Origin of the sequence: Pseudoalteromonas sp. 0303, from assembly GCF_013349995.1 — a bacterium.
Taxonomy (GTDB): Bacteria; Pseudomonadota; Gammaproteobacteria; order Enterobacterales; family Alteromonadaceae; genus Pseudoalteromonas.
The window spans coordinates 74,314-95,988 of the sequence record NZ_JABVXF010000017.1 but is presented as its reverse complement, the minus strand read 5'-3'; the positions used below and the strand labels follow the sequence as shown (position 1 = coordinate 95,988).

Genomic DNA, 21,675 nt, shown 5'->3' with positions numbered 1-21,675 from the left:
CTAGAGGCCTAGGACACCGCCCTTTCACGGCGGTAACAGGGGTTCGAATCCCCTTGGGGACGCCACTTACTTTAAGTGTTGTGTTGTTAAGAGCTCGTCTGAATCGAGTTTAACTATTCAGTTGTCCTAGTGACACATTATGTGTCCCCATCGTCTAGAGGCCTAGGACACCGCCCTTTCACGGCGGTAACAGGGGTTCGAATCCCCTTGGGGACGCCACTTACTTTAAGTAAGTTGATGTGTTGGAAAGACTATCTATATATCATTTCAAATAGAACTAAGATTTTTCAACTTAATATTTCTTATTCTCCATATATCTTTACGATATAGACCCCATAAATTTCTAAAACTTTAATTCCTATTGAACACTTTTACTGATCATTTTATTACTTTATAGTATTTAGCAACTCATCAGCTAACCATAAGGAAATTAAAATGTTAGCTAAACGTGTTGTATTCATTCTAATTTCTTTAGTCATTACTGCTTGCTCAGACTCAAATGAGGGAGTAGCGCTAGGAACGCTTGAGCGTGAGCGTGTGATCCATCCTGCAACGACTAACGAAATACTGATCGATTTACCCGTCTCAGCAGGCCAGTTGGTCGAAAAAGGGCAGGTGATTGCAAAGTTCGATGCTGAACTACAACAAGCGATTGTTGCTAAAGCACAAGCTCAATTAGCTCAAGCCACTGCATTTCTTGAAAAAACCTTGAATGGTGCTCGCCCCGAAGAAGTTGCTGCTGCATCAGCCAAAGTAGCAGCAGCCAATGCTGCATATACGCAAAGCGAAGCTAATTTTCGCCGTGCAAAAACCTTAGTTAAAGATAAACTCGCAAGCCAAGAAACCTTAGACAGTGCTACCGCTGCACGAGATGAGACTTTTGCTAATTTAGAATCAGCAAAGCAGAACTTAAATGAGTTAACAAATGGTTCTCGCGTTGAAGATATTAATAGTGCGAAAGCGCAAGTTCAGGCGGCAGAAGCAGAACTAAAAGTACAGCAAAAATACCTCTCAGATCTGACAATTAAAGCGATGCGTGCTGGCAGGGTCGATAATTTACCTTGGCACGTAGGTGAGCGAGTTACTAAAGGCAGCCCTGTCGTTATTATTCAAGCAAACAGCGCACCTTACGCTCGCGTATATATCCCTGAACCATATCGTGCCAAGCTCAATCAGGGCATGACACTTACGGTTCGTGTCGATGGCATAGATAAAGATATACAGGGTGAACTGACCTGGATTGCCTCAGAGCCTGCGTTCACGCCTTTTTATGCCCTTAATCAGGAAGAGCGTGCGAGATTAATGTATCTTGCTGAGGTAACACTACCGGTAAGAGAAAATAATTTACCGACAGGCGTACCTGCTCAAGTGATTATGCCATGACTGAATCGGTGATCCATGCCAAAGGTTTGGTAAAACAATTTGGCGATTTAAAAGCGATTGATAACCTTGATCTAGACGTGGAGCAAGGGCAAATTTATGGCTTTTTGGGCCCTAATGGCTGTGGTAAAACGACAGCAATCCGTATGCTTACGGGGTTATTGAAGCCAACCTCTGGTGATATCAACGTGCTTGGCTTAAGTCTGCCAAAAGATGCTGAAAAGCTCAGAACGCAACTTGGTTATATGACGCAAAAGTTTTCACTTTATAGTGACTTGACCGTACTTGAAAACCTAAAGTTCATGGCGGCGCTTTACCCGTTTAAAAAGCAACAAAAACAACAAAGAATTGACGAATTGCTCCATACCTATGGCCTTGATCAAAGAGTAGATCAAATGGCCGGAAGTATGAGTGGGGGCCAACGGCAGCGTTTAGCATTGGCTGCTGCAGTGATTAATAAACCGAAAATTTTATTTCTTGATGAACCAACATCGGCTGTAGATCCACAAAATCGCCGTGACTTTTGGGAAACACTGTTTGATTTAAGTAATGCCGGTACCACGATATTAGTCACTACTCATTATATGGATGAAGCCGAGCGTTGTCATCGTTTAGCCATTTTAGAATCTGGTATTAAACGCGCGGATGGCTCTCCAAAGCAATTAATGACAGACATGCACGCTCATGTTGTTGAAATCGCAGGGGCGCAAACCAGAGAATTAAAAAAACAGCTAGCAACAATCGACCATGTTATCTCAGCCACTCAATTAGGTGCACAGCTGCGAGTATTAGTAAAAAAAGATGTTCAAGACCCCGTTGAGTTCATAAAACAGCAATCATTCTGCCAGGATACATGGCAAGTAAATAGTGTGCGTCCAAGCCTTGAAGACGTGTTTGTTACCTGCACAGGGCAGGGCAGACAATGAGTATTGTGACTTCATTAAGCCGGATAAAAGCAATTGTAAGCAAAGAATTATTACAATTACGTCGCGATAGAATGACCTTTGCGATGGTGGTGATGATCCCCCTTATCCAACTGATTCTATTTGGTTACGCTATTAACACCAACGTTAAAGATATCCCTGTTGCAGTGGTCGATCATAGTCAAACTGCGCTCAGTCGCATTTTAGTACAAACAGTATCGGCGACAAATGTGGTTAAAGTGACGGATTATTACGACAGTATTGAACAGGCACAAACAGCAATCGCCAGTGCGAAAGTGCGTGCTGTGCTGTTTATACCCCACGATGTGGCAAACCGACTTGCTCAGCACCCAACCGTTGGTTTTGGTTTGCCTGATGGCAGTAATGAGTCGTTAGTCAGGCCAATTGCGCATTGGTTAGTTGATGGCTCAGATACAATGGTAGCGTCGAGCATAAAATCGCTGCGCAATATGCCGCTTGCAGAGCTTCTCGATAAACCTGCGAATCGAACTTACCCTACCTTTGAGACGACCTTATTTTATAACCCAGAGCAACGCTCTGCGGTGAATATTGTGCCAGGTTTAGCTGCTGTTATTTTAACCATGACGATGATTATGTTTACTTCTGCTGCCATTGTTAAAGAGCAAGAGCGAGGTAATATGGAGCTCTTAATCACCTTACCGTTAAGCTCACTTGAATTAATGATTGGTAAAGTGGTGCCTTATATCTTCATTGGTTTTATTCAGTTATTTATTATACTAGGTATGGGTAAGCTCTTGTTTCATATTCCTTTTGGAGGTGGTTTAGTCGCATTGGTTGTCGCAACCTTTGCCTTTATATGTGCCAGTTTAGTGCTTGGCTTAGTGCTTTCAACCATCGCTAAAAATCAGCTTCAAGCAATGCAAATGACAATTTTCATTCTATTACCCTCTATTTTATTATCAGGTTTTGTATTTCCCTATGAAGGTATGCCAAAGGCAGCACAATGGCTTGCTGAGTGCCTACCCGCAACGCATTACCTAAGGTTAATACGCGGAATCGTGCTAAAAGATGTCAATCTAATAAGTATGAGCAGTGATTTACTTTGGCTTTTAGCCTTTACAATTTTGGGCTTGGCTGTGGCTGCATTTAGGTTTAAGAAAACCCTTGATTAGGCTGGGCAATTTAAGGCATATGTGCTTAACTAAAAAGTAATTTTAATTCATTTTGAGTAGACATTAGCGTGTGGCGAGTATTTTGGCTGGCGGTGATACTAGCGACGTTTGATTGCTATTCAGCAACGATAAACCTAGCCCATACCATGAAGCATGAACATTTTAACCAATTGCTTAGTGAGTTTGCAGAGCAAAGCGGTTTAACTGTTAACTCTGTATTGGTTGACCAAAAGGCGCTAAAGGTAAGGTTGGTACAAAATACTAGTACCAGCACCTCAACAGACGTTGTTATTGTACCCGCTGATCACTTAGGCCTTGATAAATATGCCAACTACAGCACCATTCCACACTCACTCATAGCTGATACCACAGACAAGCGAACCTTAGAAACTGCAAAGCTCAACAATAAGCTCTTAGGTATACCTATCATTCAAGGGAATCACTTGTTACTTTTTTATAATAAGCAGTTTGTTAAACAACCAATAGAAAATTGGCAGGATATATACCAAATTCAACCAACATTACCTGAAAAAGTGAAACTCGTTACATGGAGTTTTATGGAAATGTATTGGTTTATCCCGTTCTTATCGGCTTTTAATGGCGACTTAATTGTAGAAAACCATGTTCAGCTAAATACACCAGCAATGCAATCGGCTCTCAAATTTGTTTGGGGTTTAAATAAACAAAACCTGGTTGATGGGCAGTGCGATTACACTTGCTCAAATAATGCATTTAAAGCACAGCAAGCCGCTTTCACCATTGATGGTGCATGGGCATTAAAAGCGTATGAAGAGGCATTGGGTAATAATTTAGGAATACAACAATTACCGAAACTCAATGGTGAGTATATGCAGCCTTACTACTCAACCTTTGTGCTGGCGTTTCCAAATGATGGCTTAAATGGTGTTAATAAAGACAATTTGATCAAATTTGCTAAATTGGTTCAAGCAGAAAAATTCCAAACACTGGTTTGGCAAAAACTTCAAGATATCCCAGTTAACACTGAGGTTTTAAATAACCTAAAATCACAACAAGGCACTGAGTTATCAACCTTAATTGATGCTATACAATTCACAAAACCTATGCCTTCAACCGCATCTATGATCATCGTGTGGGAAGTATTAAATAAAGGCTTTATTCGTTATGGCAGTGGTGCCTTAACTGCTGAGCAAGCGGGGCTTTTTATGCAAGGGTTGGCAGAGCGCTCGATTGCCAATGAAGGGGATGAATGAGTAGTCCACGCTTTAGTCGCGCCTTATTTATCAGTGTATTACTACTGGTCATTATTCCCCTACTTATCCTTGCAGGTTTGATGATAGGGCGATTCTATTTAAGCTCAATTGACCAAGCAAATACGAGTTTGCAATGGCAAGCTAGAAATAATGCGGCCAGCCTTGAACAACTCTTATTTAAGCTTGAGAAAAATAGCCAATTGCTTAGTAGCACTAAAGCGATTACAGAACTGCCCAATAAAGTGGTGTACTCACAGTTCGCGCTTGTACAACTGCAGGAGTTTGTTGCCCAGAATCCACAGATAAAAGCATCGATTGTAATTGATAATCAAGGCTTTATAGTTGAAGGTTATCCTATTACCTCTTTAAATTTGAATTATAAACTTACTAAAAGCATTCTCGACAGTGCTCAAACATCAATAGAGCAAAACACAATTCAACTTATCGATAACCCCCAAGTCACTGAGTTACTTGCACCTCTACAGGCAAAACAAAATGCTTTACTGGCAATTACATCTAAGTTGTTACATGAGCAAGATTCTCTTAGTGAGCCAATAATCAAAACGGGCGTGTTAGTGTCTTTTGTGCCTTTATCAGAGGCGTTAAAGTGGCTTGCAATACATAATGAACAACCGGTTTATCAAGCAGGTAAGCAGGTACAAATTACTGCACAAGGTAACATTTTATATAGCGTGGGCGATGTTGGCGATAACGGCAAATTAATGGGGCAGGCCTCAATCAGTAATGTTTTTTATGCAGGTAAGCCAACCAGTTTACAGTTCCAAATTAATGAAGCAAAAACCACCTACACCAGCGCTGTAAAGCAAACGGCTATATTGGCAGGGTTGTTAATTGTAGGACTCTCTATTATTTCATTTATTTCAGTGCGTTGGTTGACGGCACGTCTCCATAACCCACTAAATCGTATTACTGCTCTTAGCCGAGAATATGCATTAGGTAATTACAAACAAGATACCGACGATTTTCATTATCAAGAGTTTAAAGATATTGCAGATTCCCTCAGCAGCATGGCTGATACCATTGATATACAAATTACTTCATTGCAATTAGAAAAACTTCGCGCTGAGCGCTCTGAGCAAGTTAAAAGCCAATTCTTAGCCAATATGAGCCATGAAATACGTACTCCGATGAATGGTATTGTGGGCTTTTTGCAGCTACTCAATAAAAGCACGCTAACACAAGAGCAAGCAGAGTTTGTAAGGCAAATTAATAACTGTAGTGATGTGTTATTAACCGTGATTAACGATATTCTCGACTTTTCAAAAATAGAGGCCAATAAAATAGAGCTCGAGTCGCGACAATGTGATTTAGTCGCGCTTTGCCATGACCTAATCTTACTATTTAAACCGAGTTGTGATGCCAAAGGGGTTGGCTGCCGACTTGAGGTCTCCTCATTACATTCGCTGAATGTAGAATGTGATGAAATACGTGTTAAACAAGTGCTGATAAACTTGCTCTCTAACGCCGTTAAGTTTACCAATCAAGGAGAGATAATTCTTTCGCTTACTCTGCAAAGCCGAGATGAACACCAGACAGCCGTCGTGATACCGGTAAAAGATACAGGCATTGGTATCGCTGAAGATAAAATAACGGCCCTGTTTAATCCCTTTGTTCAAGCGCAAAGTAGTACCACTCGTGAATATGGAGGGACCGGTCTTGGGCTTGCCATCAGTAAGGGGATGATTGATTTGATGGGAGGTACTATTGGTATCGACAGTGAGCTTGGCAAAGGTACCGAGTTTACCATTAATGTTAATTTTAAATCACTAAACCCACAGGACGCTAGTGCAAAAGAACACCAGTCAGATGAAGATACTCAGTTCGATTTTAAAGCCGTCGACAAGCCAATATTAATTGCCGAAGATAACCCGATTAACCAAATTGTAATCACTAAGTATTTAACTCAATTAGGTCTAAATTATGAATTGGCAGAAAACGGACAAATTGCCTGTGAGAAAACCCTAACACAAGATTACGCACTGATTTTAATGGATATCCAAATGCCGGTGATGGATGGATTAACTGCCAGCGAAAACTTACTTGCAAGGCCAGATTTTGATACGCCGATTATTGCGGTTAGTGCTAATGCTATGAAAGACGACATCGAAAATAGCGCAAAAATTGGTATCAGTGACCATATCGCAAAGCCAATTAATTTTGCTGAACTTGAAAAAGCACTCGCAAACTGGCTATCTCAGCAACCGCTGAAATAGCCAGTATGAATCAAAAAGTGTTGTTATCTTTTTTCTGGATTAACTCAATTGCATAACCATCAGGGTCTTTAACAAATGCGATCTCAGTTGTGCCACCTTTTACAGGACCTGGCTCACGACTCACATTACCGCCAGCAGCTTTAATGTCTTCGCAGGCTTTATAAATATCATCAAACTCGATAGCAATATGACCGTATGCATTACCTAAATCATAGCTGTCTGTATCCCAGTTATAAGTAAGCTCAAGCACGGTCGAATCTTTCTCGTCACCATAACCGACAAAAGCAAGGGTGTAGCGGTACTCTTCGTTGTCTGCACGGCGCAGCTCTTTCATACCTAATACCTGCGTATAAAATTCAATTGATTTATCTAAATCAGCAACGCGAAGCATTGTGTGTAATAAGCGCATTATAAGCATCCTCTTTTTTGTCTTTAAATTCGCACAATTTCGATAACGCAGCATGGTACAACGCTTCGCATTAAAATTTTTAAAAATGGATTATAAATTATTTCGATTGCATGCACAGTAGCATTGAGACAAAGCGTTTGATATGAAAAGGGTGATGTTATGCAGCAATAAATAGGGATTGCTGCATAACAATGAGGTTTTTGCGGTATAAGTGAAACCTTAGCTTTTCACTTTACCTTTAAGTACATAAATTTCGCCATCAAAGCTCCCTTGAATTGTCAGGCCCTGACCCGCCAACTCTTTAAGATATTCGATATGCTCATTAGTGATATGTTGCCCCGGCACTAAAAGCGGGATTCCAGGAGGATAAGGCGTCACTAACCCGGCACAAATTCGGTTGTTACTTTTGCTAATTGGCACAGATTCACGTTCGCCATAAAATGCATCACTAGGAATACAGGCTAAGTCAATAGCGGGTAGATTCTCTGGTAGGCGTGTGCGTCTCATTGAAGTGGCAAGTTTTACTTTACCGCTATCGAGTTTCTTCAATGCATTGTAAAGACGTATGATTTTTGAGCGTGTGCCACCAAGAGTCAATAAAACTAAAATGGTGCTGTGTGTATATTTTTCTATTTCAAGGCCAATTTCATCTAATAGGAATTTATGAATATCCTTTAATGAATACGGTAACTCACTAATATCGATAAGGATCTTCAGCGGATCGTGACCCATGTTATCGCCACTAAAATGTGGGAATATGTCCATGAAATCTTGCTTATCGAGCACTTTAATATGTTTCAGTGAAGCCATTTGCTGCTTAAACTCTGCAACATGATTCAGCAGGGCATTCAGTAATTTATAACCTTCCATTTCTAATTGCTTCTGGCATACATCCAGCGAAGCAATGAGCTGATATTTTGGCGAGGTACTGGCGTAAATACTGTAGATCTCACGGAAGAAATCGGCATCGAAATCAGGGTCGTTAACATGAATGTAAGACGCCTGAGAGAACGCTGAAACCACTTTATGTGCCGAATGGGTAACATAGTCTGCGCCAGCATTAATAGCGGAGTAGTGGCGTAAACTCGGGTGGAAAAGCGAGTAAGCAAACCACGCTTCGTCGATAAACACTTTAATACCGTGCTGATGTGCAAATTCAACCACTTGTTTTAAATCGCTAAGCAGGCCATCGTAGGTACAGCCAGTTAAAACCAGTAATTTAGCATCGCTATTTTGTTCAATCGCTTGCTTAATGTCAGCCAGTGAAGGGGGCGCGAAGATACCATATTTAGGATTTAAAATACTCGATAAGTAAATAGGTAAACTAGCCGATTGCAAAATGCCGTAATGTACTGATTTATGGCAGTTTCGATCAATGATCACCTTATCGCCTTTCCGCAGCAAAGTTTGCAAAATAATCTTATTTGAAGTGGATGACCCATTGGTAACAAAGTAGGTATGTTTTACTTCAAATGTCGCCGCAGCTGATTCTTGAGAGCGGCCTATGGTGTTGGTGCTGTCAGACAGTGAGCCAAGCGAGTCGACAGAAACCGACAGGTCGCCAACAAATACGTTACGGCCATAAAACTGATAAAAGTCTTTAATATACGGAGAATTTCTAAAGCTAGCACCGCCACTGTGACCAGGTGTGTGCCATGAATCGTTCGATTCACCCACATAACGACGGTAGGCGGTCCAAAATGGTGTTTCTGAACGATCATCAAAGTCATTGATCATATAGCCCAAGATTGCTTCAGGGTCTGAAATGACCTCATCTTTGAAAAAGAAAGATTCAATTTCTTCTGACTCGTTAACTATCTCCAAGCCTTTCGTATCGTCACCAATAACATAAACAGGCAGCTCAAGGCGTATGCCTTTTAATTGCTCGATAAAACGGCTATAGGTGCGCTCGCCATTATTCAGTACATCCCAACTAAGTACCACAGCTTGAATATCGCCATCTTCCTCTACATATTTCAACGCCTGCTTGAGCTCAATGCACTCAATAATGTCGATATCAACATCACTGCGCTCAAAATTGGGGATTGTTTTTGCTAGGTTCGTTGAAAGCTCTTTTAAGGTGGCAGGATCTTGCTCAATTAATAAGATACGAAATAAAGGCAACATAGCAACTCATATAAAAAAATTTCACATTACTCAACAGCATAACGAAAGGACGGAAGCTTGTGAAATTAATACTTTGATATTTTTGTACCGAGACAGGATAAGCTTTTCACATGTTAATCGCAGATAGTTGAAATTACATGTGCTTGCTGTAAAAGTAATCGTTTAAGTACACGGTTAATTGGGCAATAAGTGATAAAGCCACTCAAGCCAGATACAGATAAAAATAAAGATAAACATGCGAGGGAGAATAAAACATGGCGTATGTTGCCAATTTCAAAACTGTAGTCATCTCTACATTGTTTGCGTTTTGTACAAGCGCGGTTAATGCAGATGAAGTCTCAAATTCAAACAACAGTAAAAAGTCGATACCCGAAGCCACTAAATTTGTGACCCAGCATAAAGGTACTTTTAATGACAAAAGGCTGAAATACAAAGCTGTAGCCGGTGAAACTTATTTATTAAACAAAAACGAAGAGCCAACTGCTGCTATCTTTTCGTTTGATTATATAGCTGCAAGCGATAACAAAAACAGACCCGTCACATTTATCTGGAATGGTGGTCCGGGCTCATCGTCTAATTGGTTACATATGGGTGCCTATGGTCCTAAACGAGTTGTTGTACCAAGCGATGCTTCACATCCAGGGATGGCTCCTTACGAATTAAAAGATGCGCCTGAGACGATACTTGATGTGACTGATATGGTGTTTGTGGACCCTGTTGGCACAGGTTACTCGCGCGCTTTAGGTGACACTGATAGCAAAGCCTTTTGGGGCTTAAATCAAGATGCAGCCTCTATCGCTGATTTTATTGCCCAGTGGCTAACAAAAGAAAATCGCTGGAATGCGCCAATATTTTTATTGGGGGAGAGCTATGGGACAACACGAGCTGCTGCGGTTTCTAAAGTGCTTATGGATAAACACCTGATTAATGTAAATGGCATTATTTTTGTGTCACAAGCTTTAGACTATCAAGGTTCAAGCCCTTATGTTGATGACAACATTATTTCTTATATCACTTACATACCCACACTTGCTGCAACCGCTTGGTATCATAAAAAAGTAGACACATCTGGAGATTTTGAAGCGTTTATTGATGCGAGCCGACAATTTGCAGTTGATGAATTACTACCAGCCTTATTTAAGGGGAATGCCCTTAGTAAAGCTGACCGAAAGCAAATTGTTGACGGCCTGCACCGTTATACAGGGCTAAGCAAACAATATATTGAGCAGGTTGATTTACGCATTAACGCCTTTAGATTCGCTAAAGAGTTATTGCGTGATGAGGGCGTCGCAGTAGGCTTTCTTGATGGACGTTATAAGCTTGATGAACGAGACGATTTAACAGCAGCTCCTAAGCAAGACGCGTCAAAAGTGATAGGGCCAGCATATAAAGCGGCACTGATGAAATACATGCGCACAGATTTAAACGTACAGTGGAAAAGAAAATATCTAAACCCAGGCGATCCTGAGTTATCAGATAACTGGCGCTGGCGCACAGCGCCTGATGGACAAGGCTGGGAGCCAAGATACGTCAATACAGCGCCAGATTTATCTTATGTTCTTCGCAGCAATCCACAAATGAAAGTGATGGTCGCCTCTGGTTATTACGATATTGTCACGCCATTTTTTGATGCTGAATACACCTTAAATAGACACGGTATATACGCTGATAAAATTGACTATCACTATTATCACGGCGGTCACATGATGTATGTTCACGAACCAGCAAGAGTGGCGCTGTTAAGAGATACGCGAGAATTTATTAAAAAGCAGGTGAGCCAAAACCAGCGATAATGGCTAGACTATATGTGCCAAACTCTGTGTTTGGCACATTTAGAAAATGAGATTATGGTGTGATAGAGGAAGGTGAAGAGCATCACCTTTAGATTGTTTGCTTAGAGAAGACTTTAACTATTCCGTTTTTTCTTTAAACTCACATAAGTCTTCGATAATACAACTGCCGCATTTAGGTTTGCGAGCCGTACACACATAGCGGCCATGCAGGATTAACCAGTGGTGTACATCGACCTTAAATTCTTTAGGTACCACTTTTTCTAATTTTTGTTCTACAGCAACTACATCTTTACCCATAGCAAACTTAGTGCGGTTAGATACGCGGAAAATATGCGTATCAACAGCAATAGTCGGCCAGCCAAATGCACAGTTTAAAACAACATTTGCAGTCTTTCTGCCAACCCCCGGTAATGCTTCGAGCGCTTCACGATTCTCTGGTACTTCTGAGTTATGTTTATTGACCAGAATCTCACACATTTTATAGACATTATTGGCTTTAGAATTAAACAAACCAATGGTCTTGATGTAATCGCGAAGGCCTTCAAGGCCTAAATCAAGAATCGCTTGAGGCGTGTTAGCAACAGGGAATAGCTTACGGGTTGCTTTATTAACACCCACATCTGTAGCTTGTGCTGATAAGGTAACCGCAACTAATAATTCAAACGGGCTTGAGTATTCAAGCTCTGTTTCTGGGTGCGGGTTTTGCTCACGTAAACGAGATAAGATCTCATAGCGCTTTTCTTTATTCATGGTGGCGTAAAGCACGCAGTGACGGTGCGTGCTCTCCTTTAAGTTAAACTTGTCACTCGGGCTCTAGGGCCTTTTTCTGCTTCTGGAGTAACAACTTGCTTAGATTTTATTTGTGTATCAATGACATTTTTTGCAGCAATCAATAAACCAAGCCCTAAAAAGGCACCCGGTGGTAAAATTGCCAATAAAAATTGGTTATCAAAACTAAATACTTCAATTCGAAGTGCAGCAGCCCATGGCCCTAATAATAAATCGGCGCCATCAAATAGCGTACCTTGACCAATAAGCTCTCGCATTGCCCCTAGCACCACTAAAACTAACATAAAGCCAAGTCCCATCATCAGTCCGTCAAAGGCTGAAAGTGGCACGGTATTTTTAGAAGCGAATGCTTCTGCGCGACCGATAATGGCACAGTTGGTAACAATCAGTGGAATAAAAATCCCCAGTGATTGATAAAGGCCAAATGTATAGGCATTCATCATTAGCTGCACGATGGTTACAAAGCCTGCGATAATCATCACAAAAACAGGAATACGAATATCTTTAGGTACCCAGTTACGCACAACCGATACGGTGACGTTAGAACCAACCAGAACCAATAAAGTTGCTAAACCTAGGCCTAATGCATTGGTAATCGTAGAGGTAACGGCAAGTAGCGGGCACAAGCCTAATAACTGCACAAGGGCAGGGTTATTGGCCCACATGCCATCTTTAAATAAAGTTTTAACTTGGCTCATTACTTGGCTCCTTGACAGATGTTTGGTGCAGCAAACAGATTATCAAATTCAGCTTGGGCAAACAGCACAGCTTGTTTTACTGAGCCGACAACGGCACGCGGTGTAATGGTTGCGCCAGTAAACTGATCAAATTGGCCACCATCTTTTTTAACAGCCCAGCGGCTATCATCTTCACCCAGTACATTTTGGCCTTTGAAAAGGGTGATCCAGTCTGATTTTTTGACCTCAACTTTATCGCCAAGGCCCGGTGTTTCTTCGTGTTTAGTGACACGAACACCCGCTATTTCACCATTGGCAAAAACCGCAGTTAATAAGTTGATATCGCCACTATAACCACTTGGTGTTACATGGCGCATCACTAGAGCATACGGCTTATTATCTTTGTAAGCGCGATAAATAACTTGCTCTGGGCGTGGGCCAAGGCGCTCATCGGTGATTACAACACAATCTTTGTATAGTTGATTGTCATAATGATGGGCATCAAGTACTTGTTGAAGTTGCTCTGCAAGTTGTTGCTTTTCTTGCTCTTCAATACGCTCAGCAGTTAGGCTATGAGTCAGGGCCACAGTGCCTGTGGTAATGAGCGCAAATGCTGTAAGAATAGCGCCGTTTTTAGTCATTGAGGAAAGGATCATTATTTCACCCCATGGCCGTAAGTACGTGGTTTCGTGTAGTAATCAATTAAAGGTACCGCCATATTTAACAGCAATACACTAAATGCCACAGCATCAGGATAACCACCGAAAGTACGAATTAAGTAAACAAGTAGACCAATTAACGCGCCGTAAATTAAACGGCCTCTATTCGTTGTTGATGCCGAAACTGGATCGGTAGCAATAAAGAATGCCCCTAACATGGTCGCACCACTGAATAAGTGAAATACCACGCCCGGCTCTGTGCCCGGGGCTGCAATATAACCAATACCACTGCACACGGCCAATGAAGCTAAAAAGCTAACAGGGATATGCCAATTAATGATGTTAGCTTTTAATAAATAAAGACCACCGACTAAAAAGCCGAGGTTAACCCAGCCCCAGCCAAGACCAAACCAGTCATTAAAAAGAGGTTTGCTCATGCTCTCAGCCACCGTTAGGTGATGGGCGACATCTGTTTTAACGGTATCAAGCGGCGTTGCCATAGTTGTGCCATCAATTGCTACACGTAATTGATCGACACTAAATCCAGCGCTGGTAAAACCATTGAAAATAACAGACAGCTGTTGTGAGAAGCTGATCGGAGATGCTAGTAAATCACTAACTGGTAACCAGCTTGTCATTTGCACCGGAAACGATACAAGTAGTAATACATAAGCTGCCATAGCAGGGTTAAATAAATTAAAGCCAAGGCCGCCATAAAGCTGCTTTACAATAACAATTGCGAACATACAGCCAATTACGACAATCCACCAAGGCGCTAAAGGCGGAATACTCAACGCCAGCAATACGCCCGTCAACCAAGCACTACCATCACCGAGTGTTGGCCAAACTTTGCGTTTACGAAGCAGTAATACAGCAGCTTCACAAGCGCTAACTGTAATTAGCGCGAGAACAAGCTGAATTAACACAGCGCTACCAAAAAAGAAAACTTGCGCGATTAAGCCTGGAATACACGCAGCAATCACTGTCATCATTAATCGGCTTAATGATTTATGGCTATGATTATGCGGCGAACTCGCCATGGTTAGTTTCATGACTTATCGTTTCCTTCTTGTTGTAACTTTTTCGCTTTAGCTCTTGCAATGGCACGAGCGACCGCTGCTTTTTTCTTATCTTCGCTAGACTCAGGTTTATCAGACTGCGGCTTGGCATCAGCCTCATCATTTGAATCATTTATTTGCTGTGAAGAATCGTCACTCTGTGCTTGCTCTTTAGCGGCTTTTTTCGCTTTGGCTCGAGCTATGGCTGCTGCAACAGCGGCTTTTTTCTTATCTTCGCTAGATTCAGGAACGTCAGACTGCGGCTTAGCATCAGCCTCATCATTTGAATCATTTATTTGCTGTGAAGAATCGTCACTCTGTGCTTGCTCTTTAGCGGCTTTTTTCGCTTTGGCTCGAGCTATGGCAGCTGCAACAGCGACTTTTTTGTCATCAACTGGCGCGCTATCTTCTTCAGCTTCAGTTTGATTCTCAGCAGCTTGTGCTGCTTTTTTCGCTTTAGCACGAGCGATTGCAGCAGCAACAGCAGCTTTTTTGTCATCAACAGGCGCGCTATCTTCTTCAGCTTCAGTTTGGTTTTCAGCAGCTTGCGCCGCTTTTTTCGCTTTAGCACGAGCGATTGCAGCGGCAACAGCAGCCTTTTTGTCATCAACTGGTGCGCTATCAGCTTCAGTCTGATGTTCAGTAGCTTGCGCTGCTTTTTTCGCTTTAGCACGGGCGATTGCAGCTGCAACAGCAGCTTTTTTGTCATCTTTTGGCGCAGCGTCAGTCTCAGCAGAAGTGTTTTCTTCTGCAGCTTGTGCGGCTTTTTTCGCTTTAGCGCGGGCAATAGCGGCAGCAACAGCAGACTTTTTATCGTCTTTATCGACGCCTTCTTCACCTTGCTCTAGTGCTTTTTGCTCTTTGTACTTACGTGCTTGTTCTTTACGTGCTGCACGCTCTTTAGCTACTTCAGAGTTATCAGGCTCAAGCTCAGCACCTTGCTTTTTCGCTTTCGCACGGGCAATAGCTGCAGCGACAGCTGACTTACTGTCTTTATCATCAGATTTAGATTTAACACGCGCGAGTGCATCGGCCACTTTTTGTTTTTCGCCATCTGACTTAGCAGCCGGCTTACGTTTATGGCGGTTTTGACGCTCTTCTTGTTCGCGCTCTAAGCGCTCTTTACGTGCTTCAAAACGCTCTTTTGCTCGCTCTGCTTTGATTTGCTCTGCTTGCTGCTCTTTGATTTCAGCTTTAGCAACACGATAGTACTGCACCAAGGGTATTTCGCTTGGGCAAACATAAGCACAGGCGCCACATTCAATACAATCGAATAAATTGTGCTCGTTGAGTTTGTCGTATTCTTTAGACTTAGCAAACCATTGTAATTGCTGAGGTAACAATGAAGCAGGGCAGGCGTCAGCACAGGCACTACAACGAATACAGGCTTTTTCATCACCCGGCTCAGCAAGCTCTTGGTGATCTGGCGCTAAAATACAGTTCGTCGTTTTAACCACACCAATACGCACGGTTGGTAAGGTAAAGCCCATCATTGGACCGCCCATAACTACACGTTGCTGTGGAACCGGAGAAAAGCCTTGGCAGTCTAATAAATGTTTAATTTCAGTGCCTAGTAAAGCCCACACATTACCTTGTTTATGAATGGTGTTACCCGTTACCGTTACTACACGCTCTATGAGAGGTTTACCTTCATGTACGGCTTGATTTACCGCAAACAAAGTACCGACATTTTGCACCAACATACCAATATCGGCAGGAATACTACCACTTGGGACTTCTTTACCCGTTAGCAGTTTAATTAGCTGTTTTTCACCGCCAGAAGGGTAAACCGTTGGTACAGTTTGTACTATTATGCTGTCGTTATGTTGTGCTGCTTGTTCCATGGCAGCAATAGCATCGGGCTTATTATCTTCAATACCAATAATTGTCAGCTGTGGACTTAACAGCTGCTGCATTAATTCAATACCGGCAATTATGCCATCGGCATGTTCGCGCATTAGCATGTCATCAGCAGTGATATAAGGTTCACACTCGACGGCATTAACAATTAAAAACTCAATGGCTTTACGGGTATCAGCTTTTACATAGGTTGGGAAACCTGCGCCGCCCATACCTGCAATACCGCTTTGATGAATAACATCAACAAGTTCATCATGGGAAAGTGCTTTGGCATCAGTTACAGGGTTAAGCTCACACCAGTTATCTTCACCATCAGGTTCAATAATAACGCTAAGCTCAGGCAACGCCGACGGGTGAGCAGAGGGCATTGGGCAAATATCGCTGATCAACCCTGATGTTGGCGCGTGCACAGGCACTGACCAATTACCGCTTGGTTTAGTTAATGCTTGGCCTTTTAGAACCTGCTGGCCTTTTTCAACAATAAGTTTACCGTTAGCACCAATATGTTGTTTTAGAGAAACAACGAGCTTGTCTGGTAGTGGCAGTCTTGCAATGGCTTGTGTTGTTGATTGCAGTTTTTGACCCGGTGGGTGAATGCCCCCAGGTATAGACCACACTTTGCCTTGTTTAATTTGATCTATTAACTTTTCCATCTGTGCTCCTAATCTACCTGAGTCACAGGGATTGCGTTTAATTGCCATTTCCAGGTTTGTTTAGTTTCTTTTACAGGCAGCATATCAATACAGTCTACAGGGCATGGTTCAACACATAAGTCACAACCGGTACATTCATCAATTAATACAGTGTGCATTTGGCGGGTTGCGCCAACGATGGCATCAACAGGGCAGGCTTGAATACATTTGGTACAGCCAATACATTCATCTTCACGAATATAGGCAACGGTTTTAACAGGATCTGCTTGCTCACCGCCAGCCAGCGGTTTTGCTTCTACACCCATTAAATCAGCGAGTTTTTTTACCGTGGCTTCGCCGCCTGGCGGGCACTTATTTATTTCGTCACCATTGGCAATTGCTTCTGCATAGGGACGACAGCCAGGGTAGCCACATTGGCCACACTGTGTTTGCGGTAAAATGGTATCAATTTGGTCAACAATAGGGTTGCTCTCAACGCGAAAACGAACGGCGGCAAAACCTAAAATTAAACCAAATATTAGCGCTAATGAACCTAACGCTATCAAAGCATAAAACAAGGTCATATTAAAACTTCACTAATCCTGTAAAACCCATAAAGGCCATCGACATAAGGCCTGCGGTGATCATCGCAATTGAAGCACCCTTAAAAGGAGCAGGGACATCAGCCGCAGCTAAACGCTCACGTAATGCGGCAAACAGTATTAACACCATAGAGAAGCCCACTGCGGCACCAAAGCCGTACACAGCCGATTGTAAGAATGAATGGTCTTCTTTGATATTAAGTAGGGCAACACCTAATACAGCACAGTTAGTGGTGATAAGTGGTAAGAAAATCCCTAATAAGCGATAAAGTGTCGGGCTGGTTTTTCTCACCACCATTTCGGTAAATTGCACGACAACAGCGATAACCAAAATAAAACTCATGGTACGCAAAAATTCGATATCCAGCGGGATCAAAATATAATGATTCACCAGATAACTGGTCACGGAGGCAAGTGTAAGTACAAAGGTTGTGGCTAAAGACATACCAATCGCGGTATCTAACTTACCCGATACACCCATAAACGGGCATAAACCTAAAAATTGAACTAAAACGAAGTTGTTGACTAGCACAGTGCCAATCAATAACAAGACATACTCTGTCATGCGTGCCTCACGAGAATAAAAACGGCTCTATTATCCTTTTTTATGGGGGCCGACACAACACATGAGGGACGAATAGCTAAAATTAACAAAGCTGTTTGCGATTAAAGTGTTAAAGCAAAGTTAATAGCTGGAATAGGCCCAAAAATAGTAAGGTTTTTTGGGCCTTAAAGAGGGGTTAGATATCTTTTGGCTTTTCGATGTAATAGCCTTGCACACCATCTAAGCACAGCGTTTCGATGATATGTTTTTCTTCTTGGCTTTCTACGCCTTCAGCAAATACACTCACACCAATACGGTGAGCTAGATCCACCATTAAACGCATAAAGTATTGATTGTTCTTATCTTCTTCGAGGCCGCGAGTATAGCTTGCATCCATTTTGATAAAGTCAGGTTTTAAGTCTCTAAAGAATTTAAATGAGGTTAACCCCACACCAAAACGTTCTACAGTAATGCGTGCGCCCACGCGATGTACCATATCGATAAAGCGTTTACTTGCTTTAATGTTTTGTTGTAATCCAAACTCACTGACTTCAAAAATAAGTTTTGATGCAATGTTACTGTCTTTAAGTAAGCGGCGTTCTAACCAGATCACAAACTGATCATTGTGAGCGCTTGATGCCGTAACATTAATACCAAAGAATTTTTCAGAGAAATTACGCGTTTTAACTTTTTCTAAAGTGGTATCGATAATTAAGCGGTCAATTTCCATTGCCATTTCTAGCTTCTCTGCCATAGCAAGGAAAGAGGCTGTTGGCAGCATTTGATTTTCTGCGGTTTTAAAACGAACTTGAATCTCGGCATAGGCTTTAACACTTTTACCTATTGGCATAATGTTCTGCATAACCAAGTGAACACGTTTCGACTCAATAACTTCGCTAATAACTTTACGCCAGTTTTGGTTACCAAAACCTGCGCTGGCGTTATTGACCAAGTCTGTTTCGCGCTGCACATGCCATGCATTCGCTTGTTTTGATTGCGCCATGCTCATTGCATTATCAACAATCGATAATAACTCACCAAGCGGCTTACCTTTTTCGTAGCCAACAATACCTGTGTTGGCAACTGAGCTTAATTCTTGATTTTGTTGATACTGTGTAAAACGAGACTGTAAATTATCACCAAAGCGTTCTGCTTCTTTAAGAGGAGTATTAGGCAGTACCACCGCAAAGTCAGAGCTGTTTAATCGAAAAACCTGGCTACCTGTATATGTGCCACTGATATGCTTAATAATATCAGCTACACCTTTAACGTATTCATCACCTTTTTGGTAGCCTCTAGTTTGGTTAATGGCTTGCAGTTCACTACAACGAACCATCGCAAGCGAGCCAAAGGTGCTCTTTTCTGCGTTTTCAATGTGCTTTTCGTAGTACTCAACAAACATATTTCGATTGCCAAGGTTTGTGACTACATCTTTATACGCTTCTTTTTTAATGCTTAGGGCATTATTTTGAATATCATCATGCTTAGTTTGTAAGAAATGTGATAGGCGATTGAATGATGGAATTAAATCTTTGCTCAGCCTTTTTAAGCGGGAAGCATCCATCGCTTGCTCTAGACCATCATCAATTTGGTTTTGATTAATATAAATATCTACGATATCTGCAACGGTAGTACTAATTTTACGATTAAGGCGGCTGAACATACTCTTCATATAAATAATAGGAAGTAGGGCGATGAGGCCTGAAATTAAAACGACAATAAATAAAGACTGTTGTAATAGGCTAGCTAGATTATGTGCATTAATCGTAAACTCTACTTTAATGTCAGATGTTTGATTAACGGCGAACTGAGGGCGAATGGAATTAAAACTGTTATTAACTATTTCAGCAAACAAGGGTAGGGATTGGCTAGATTCTACCATGCTAACCACTTGACCTGATTGATCACGGATCACAAGTTTAGAAAAAGTACTGCCATCGGCAAATGCTTTTTGTATTTTCTCTGGTGCAAGTTGCTCAATGGTTTGTGTATTTATATATGCGTTTACTACACGCTGTGCCTTTTGCTGTGAATCACTGACTGCGCTATCAAAGCTAAGCGCAATAAAGTAACCACCTAATAATGCAAACAGCAACCAAGATATAAGTTGTATAAAAATAAGTTTTTTAAAGCCAGCCATGTTCTTATCTTTTAAAAGCCTAAAGGAAGGAATCAATTCCTTGATTGATTGCTTTAAGTATAGTCGTTGTATTCTAAAGCATAATATAGAATAAACTTACATAAGATTAGATTATAAGTGCTTTAAAGTCTAATACAATCGAAGAATAGTAGTAGGTAAAAATTTTAATAGATTCGTGTAGTTGGCTCCCCCTCCCCGACTCGAACGGGGGACCTGCGGATTAACAGTCCGTCGCTCTAACCAACTGAGCTAAGGGGGAACAATCATATTCATAAACTTGGCTCCCCCTCCCCGACTCGAACGGGGGACCTGCGGATTAACAGTCCGTCGCTCTAACCAACTGAGCTAAGGGGGAATCGTATTGAAAAACTTGGCTCCCCCTCCCCGACTCGAACGGGGGACCTGCGGATTAACAGTCCGTCGCTCTAACCAACTGAGCTAAGGGGGAAGCGTCATGCCTTTCAACGGGGCGAAATATTAATGACAGCATTGCAAAGTGTCAACATAAAAACTTCATAAATTCAAAAAAGAAGCTTATTCGATGTTTTTATGTTCGATCTGAGCAAAATGTAGCTGAAAAGCTCAACATTTTTTGCTTAGCAGCGGGGGAGCTATGTCGAATGGAACACTTTTTTGCATGCTTTTTGAGCTGAGTCATTTTTTAAAAATATAAAAAAGGTTTCTTTGCTAAGTCATTCTTTACCAAATCGAGGAAATCACTATTTATGTAATGTTTTTTTCGGATGGCAAAAAATAGATCTAATTCTTTTCGTGGCAGTTCCCACTCCTGATATTTTTTCGTGTATTTCCTTAATGAGGTAAAGGTAGGCTTCCCCGATTTTTGATAGAAAATTGAAAAATCAGTTGGCTTCAATTATACGCAAGGTAATTTTACTTCTTTATATCAGATGTTTAGCTTGTAATCTTTTCTTGTGTTTTAATTGTCATACTTAATCTTACATTGCGGCAGAACAATTTTTACACGTTCTTTTCTAGAAACTTACAAAAGGGTTAAAACAATAGGCTTTGTTATTTTTAGTATAAAGAGCTGAACACCCACCTCAAAAGCCTTTATATTTGCGGCTTCTAGTGAGTTATCCACGGTTTCTGTGGATAACTCTGTTTATTAAACTTTAAGAACAGCTATAGTGCTAGGATTTTCGAGGGCTACAGCAATTTCAAGTATTTAATTCACTTTTTTTAACTCATTTTAAATCAATATGTTATAGTTTTTATCTGAAGCCTTACTGAATTGATGAGTAAATTTATTCGTGACGATGAAATAGCGCTATTTATTGTGTAAAAAAACAGCGAAAACTGCCTTTTAATTGTAACAAAGCTATTAAACTTGTTTTTATATTGTTTTTTAAGAGGGTTAGTGGTTATTTTTATGTCAAAGCGTCAAAAGTAATAGTTTTATGTATGAATTTTGATTCTATTAATAAAGCATAGCTTGCAGGAG

At 41.4% G+C, this 21,675-nt stretch carries 16 protein-coding genes and 4 tRNA genes; 7 read left to right on the top strand and 13 right to left on the bottom strand.

Features of this window, described 5'->3' with window-relative positions; translation table 11 throughout:
- Positions 1–143 precede the first annotated feature (143 nt).
- The 6 genes from HUS62_RS12570 to HUS62_RS12545 all read left to right on the top strand — a co-directional run bounded on the left by HUS62_RS12570 (position 144) and on the right by HUS62_RS12545 (position 6,923).
- A tRNA-Glu gene (locus tag HUS62_RS12570) sits at positions 144–219 on the top strand.
- Positions 220–435: 216 nt separating this feature from the next.
- Positions 436–1,383 carry an HlyD family secretion protein gene (locus HUS62_RS12565; RefSeq protein WP_175079778.1) on the top strand — a complete coding sequence of 316 codons (948 nt, stop codon included), beginning with the start codon at positions 436–438 and terminating at the stop codon, positions 1,381–1,383.
- The gene (locus tag HUS62_RS12560) at positions 1,380–2,306 is read left to right on the top strand and encodes an ABC transporter ATP-binding protein (protein ID WP_062567026.1); all 927 of its coding nucleotides are present in this window, start codon (positions 1,380–1,382) and stop codon (positions 2,304–2,306) included. Before HUS62_RS12565 ends, HUS62_RS12560 begins: the two co-directional genes overlap by 4 nt.
- A 2-nt stretch (positions 2,307–2,308) precedes the next feature.
- On the top strand, positions 2,309–3,457 hold the full coding sequence (locus HUS62_RS12555) for an ABC transporter permease (protein ID WP_130166761.1): 1,149 nt from the start codon (positions 2,309–2,311) through the stop codon (positions 3,455–3,457).
- Between the two features lie 146 nt (positions 3,458–3,603).
- Positions 3,604–4,689: an extracellular solute-binding protein gene (locus HUS62_RS12550; protein WP_175079777.1), complete on the top strand. Its 1,086-nt coding sequence runs from the start codon at positions 3,604–3,606 to the stop codon at positions 4,687–4,689.
- Positions 4,686–6,923 carry an ATP-binding protein gene (locus HUS62_RS12545; protein ID WP_175079776.1) on the top strand — a complete coding sequence of 746 codons (2,238 nt, stop codon included), beginning with the start codon at positions 4,686–4,688 and terminating at the stop codon, positions 6,921–6,923. The genes HUS62_RS12550 and HUS62_RS12545 overlap by 4 nt, the downstream gene beginning before the upstream one ends.
- Before the next feature lie 10 nt (positions 6,924–6,933).
- Here the strand turns inward: HUS62_RS12545 and gloA are convergent, their stop codons facing one another.
- Positions 6,934–7,332, bottom strand: coding sequence for a lactoylglutathione lyase (gene gloA / locus HUS62_RS12540; RefSeq protein WP_054553771.1), 399 nt, complete (start codon positions 7,330–7,332; stop codon positions 6,934–6,936).
- A 219-nt stretch (positions 7,333–7,551) separates the two neighbouring features.
- On the bottom strand, positions 7,552–9,459 hold the full coding sequence (locus HUS62_RS12535; protein ID WP_175079775.1) for an aminotransferase class V-fold PLP-dependent enzyme: 1,908 nt from the start codon (positions 9,457–9,459) through the stop codon (positions 7,552–7,554).
- A 254-nt stretch (positions 9,460–9,713) separates the two neighbouring features.
- Here HUS62_RS12535 and HUS62_RS12530 point away from each other — a divergent pair, with 254 nt between their 5' ends.
- Positions 9,714–11,252 carry a S10 family peptidase gene (locus tag HUS62_RS12530; RefSeq protein WP_175079774.1) on the top strand — a complete coding sequence of 513 codons (1,539 nt, stop codon included), beginning with the start codon at positions 9,714–9,716 and terminating at the stop codon, positions 11,250–11,252.
- Positions 11,253–11,369: 117 nt separating this feature from the next.
- Here the strand turns inward: HUS62_RS12530 and nth are convergent, their stop codons facing one another.
- The 11 genes from nth to HUS62_RS12475 form a co-directional block, all read right to left on the bottom strand.
- The gene (gene nth, locus HUS62_RS12525) at positions 11,370–12,002 is read right to left on the bottom strand and encodes an endonuclease III (protein WP_054553695.1); all 633 of its coding nucleotides are present in this window, start codon (positions 12,000–12,002) and stop codon (positions 11,370–11,372) included.
- A 38-nt stretch (positions 12,003–12,040) separates the two neighbouring features.
- Complete coding sequence (locus HUS62_RS12520) at positions 12,041–12,739, bottom strand: electron transport complex subunit E (RefSeq protein ID WP_175079773.1); 699 nt, start codon at positions 12,737–12,739, stop codon at positions 12,041–12,043.
- The gene (gene rsxG / locus HUS62_RS12515; RefSeq protein ID WP_054563640.1) at positions 12,739–13,374 is read right to left on the bottom strand and encodes an electron transport complex subunit RsxG; all 636 of its coding nucleotides are present in this window, start codon (positions 13,372–13,374) and stop codon (positions 12,739–12,741) included. Before rsxG ends, HUS62_RS12520 begins: the two co-directional genes overlap by 1 nt.
- Positions 13,374–14,429 carry an electron transport complex subunit RsxD gene (gene rsxD / locus HUS62_RS12510; protein WP_175079772.1) on the bottom strand — a complete coding sequence of 352 codons (1,056 nt, stop codon included), beginning with the start codon at positions 14,427–14,429 and terminating at the stop codon, positions 13,374–13,376. The genes rsxG and rsxD overlap by 1 nt, the downstream gene beginning before the upstream one ends.
- The gene (gene rsxC, locus HUS62_RS12505) at positions 14,426–16,948 is read right to left on the bottom strand and encodes an electron transport complex subunit RsxC (protein ID WP_175079771.1); all 2,523 of its coding nucleotides are present in this window, start codon (positions 16,946–16,948) and stop codon (positions 14,426–14,428) included. The genes rsxD and rsxC overlap by 4 nt, the downstream gene beginning before the upstream one ends.
- Before the next feature lie 8 nt (positions 16,949–16,956).
- On the bottom strand, positions 16,957–17,511 hold the full coding sequence (rsxB, locus tag HUS62_RS12500) for an electron transport complex subunit RsxB (RefSeq protein ID WP_054563643.1): 555 nt from the start codon (positions 17,509–17,511) through the stop codon (positions 16,957–16,959).
- A 1-nt stretch (position 17,512) separates the two neighbouring features.
- On the bottom strand, positions 17,513–18,094 hold the full coding sequence (rsxA, locus tag HUS62_RS12495; protein WP_054553689.1) for an electron transport complex subunit RsxA: 582 nt from the start codon (positions 18,092–18,094) through the stop codon (positions 17,513–17,515).
- Between the two features lie 175 nt (positions 18,095–18,269).
- Entirely contained in the window at positions 18,270–20,213 is a 1,944-nt protein-coding gene (locus HUS62_RS12490; RefSeq protein WP_175079770.1) for an EAL domain-containing protein, read from the bottom strand.
- A gap of 182 nt (positions 20,214–20,395) precedes the next feature.
- Positions 20,396–20,472, bottom strand: a tRNA-Asn gene (locus HUS62_RS12485).
- A gap of 19 nt (positions 20,473–20,491) precedes the next feature.
- Positions 20,492–20,568 (bottom strand) — tRNA-Asn (locus HUS62_RS12480).
- Between the two features lie 16 nt (positions 20,569–20,584).
- Positions 20,585–20,661: transfer RNA gene (locus HUS62_RS12475), tRNA-Asn, on the bottom strand.
- Positions 20,662–21,675 lie beyond the last annotated feature (1,014 nt).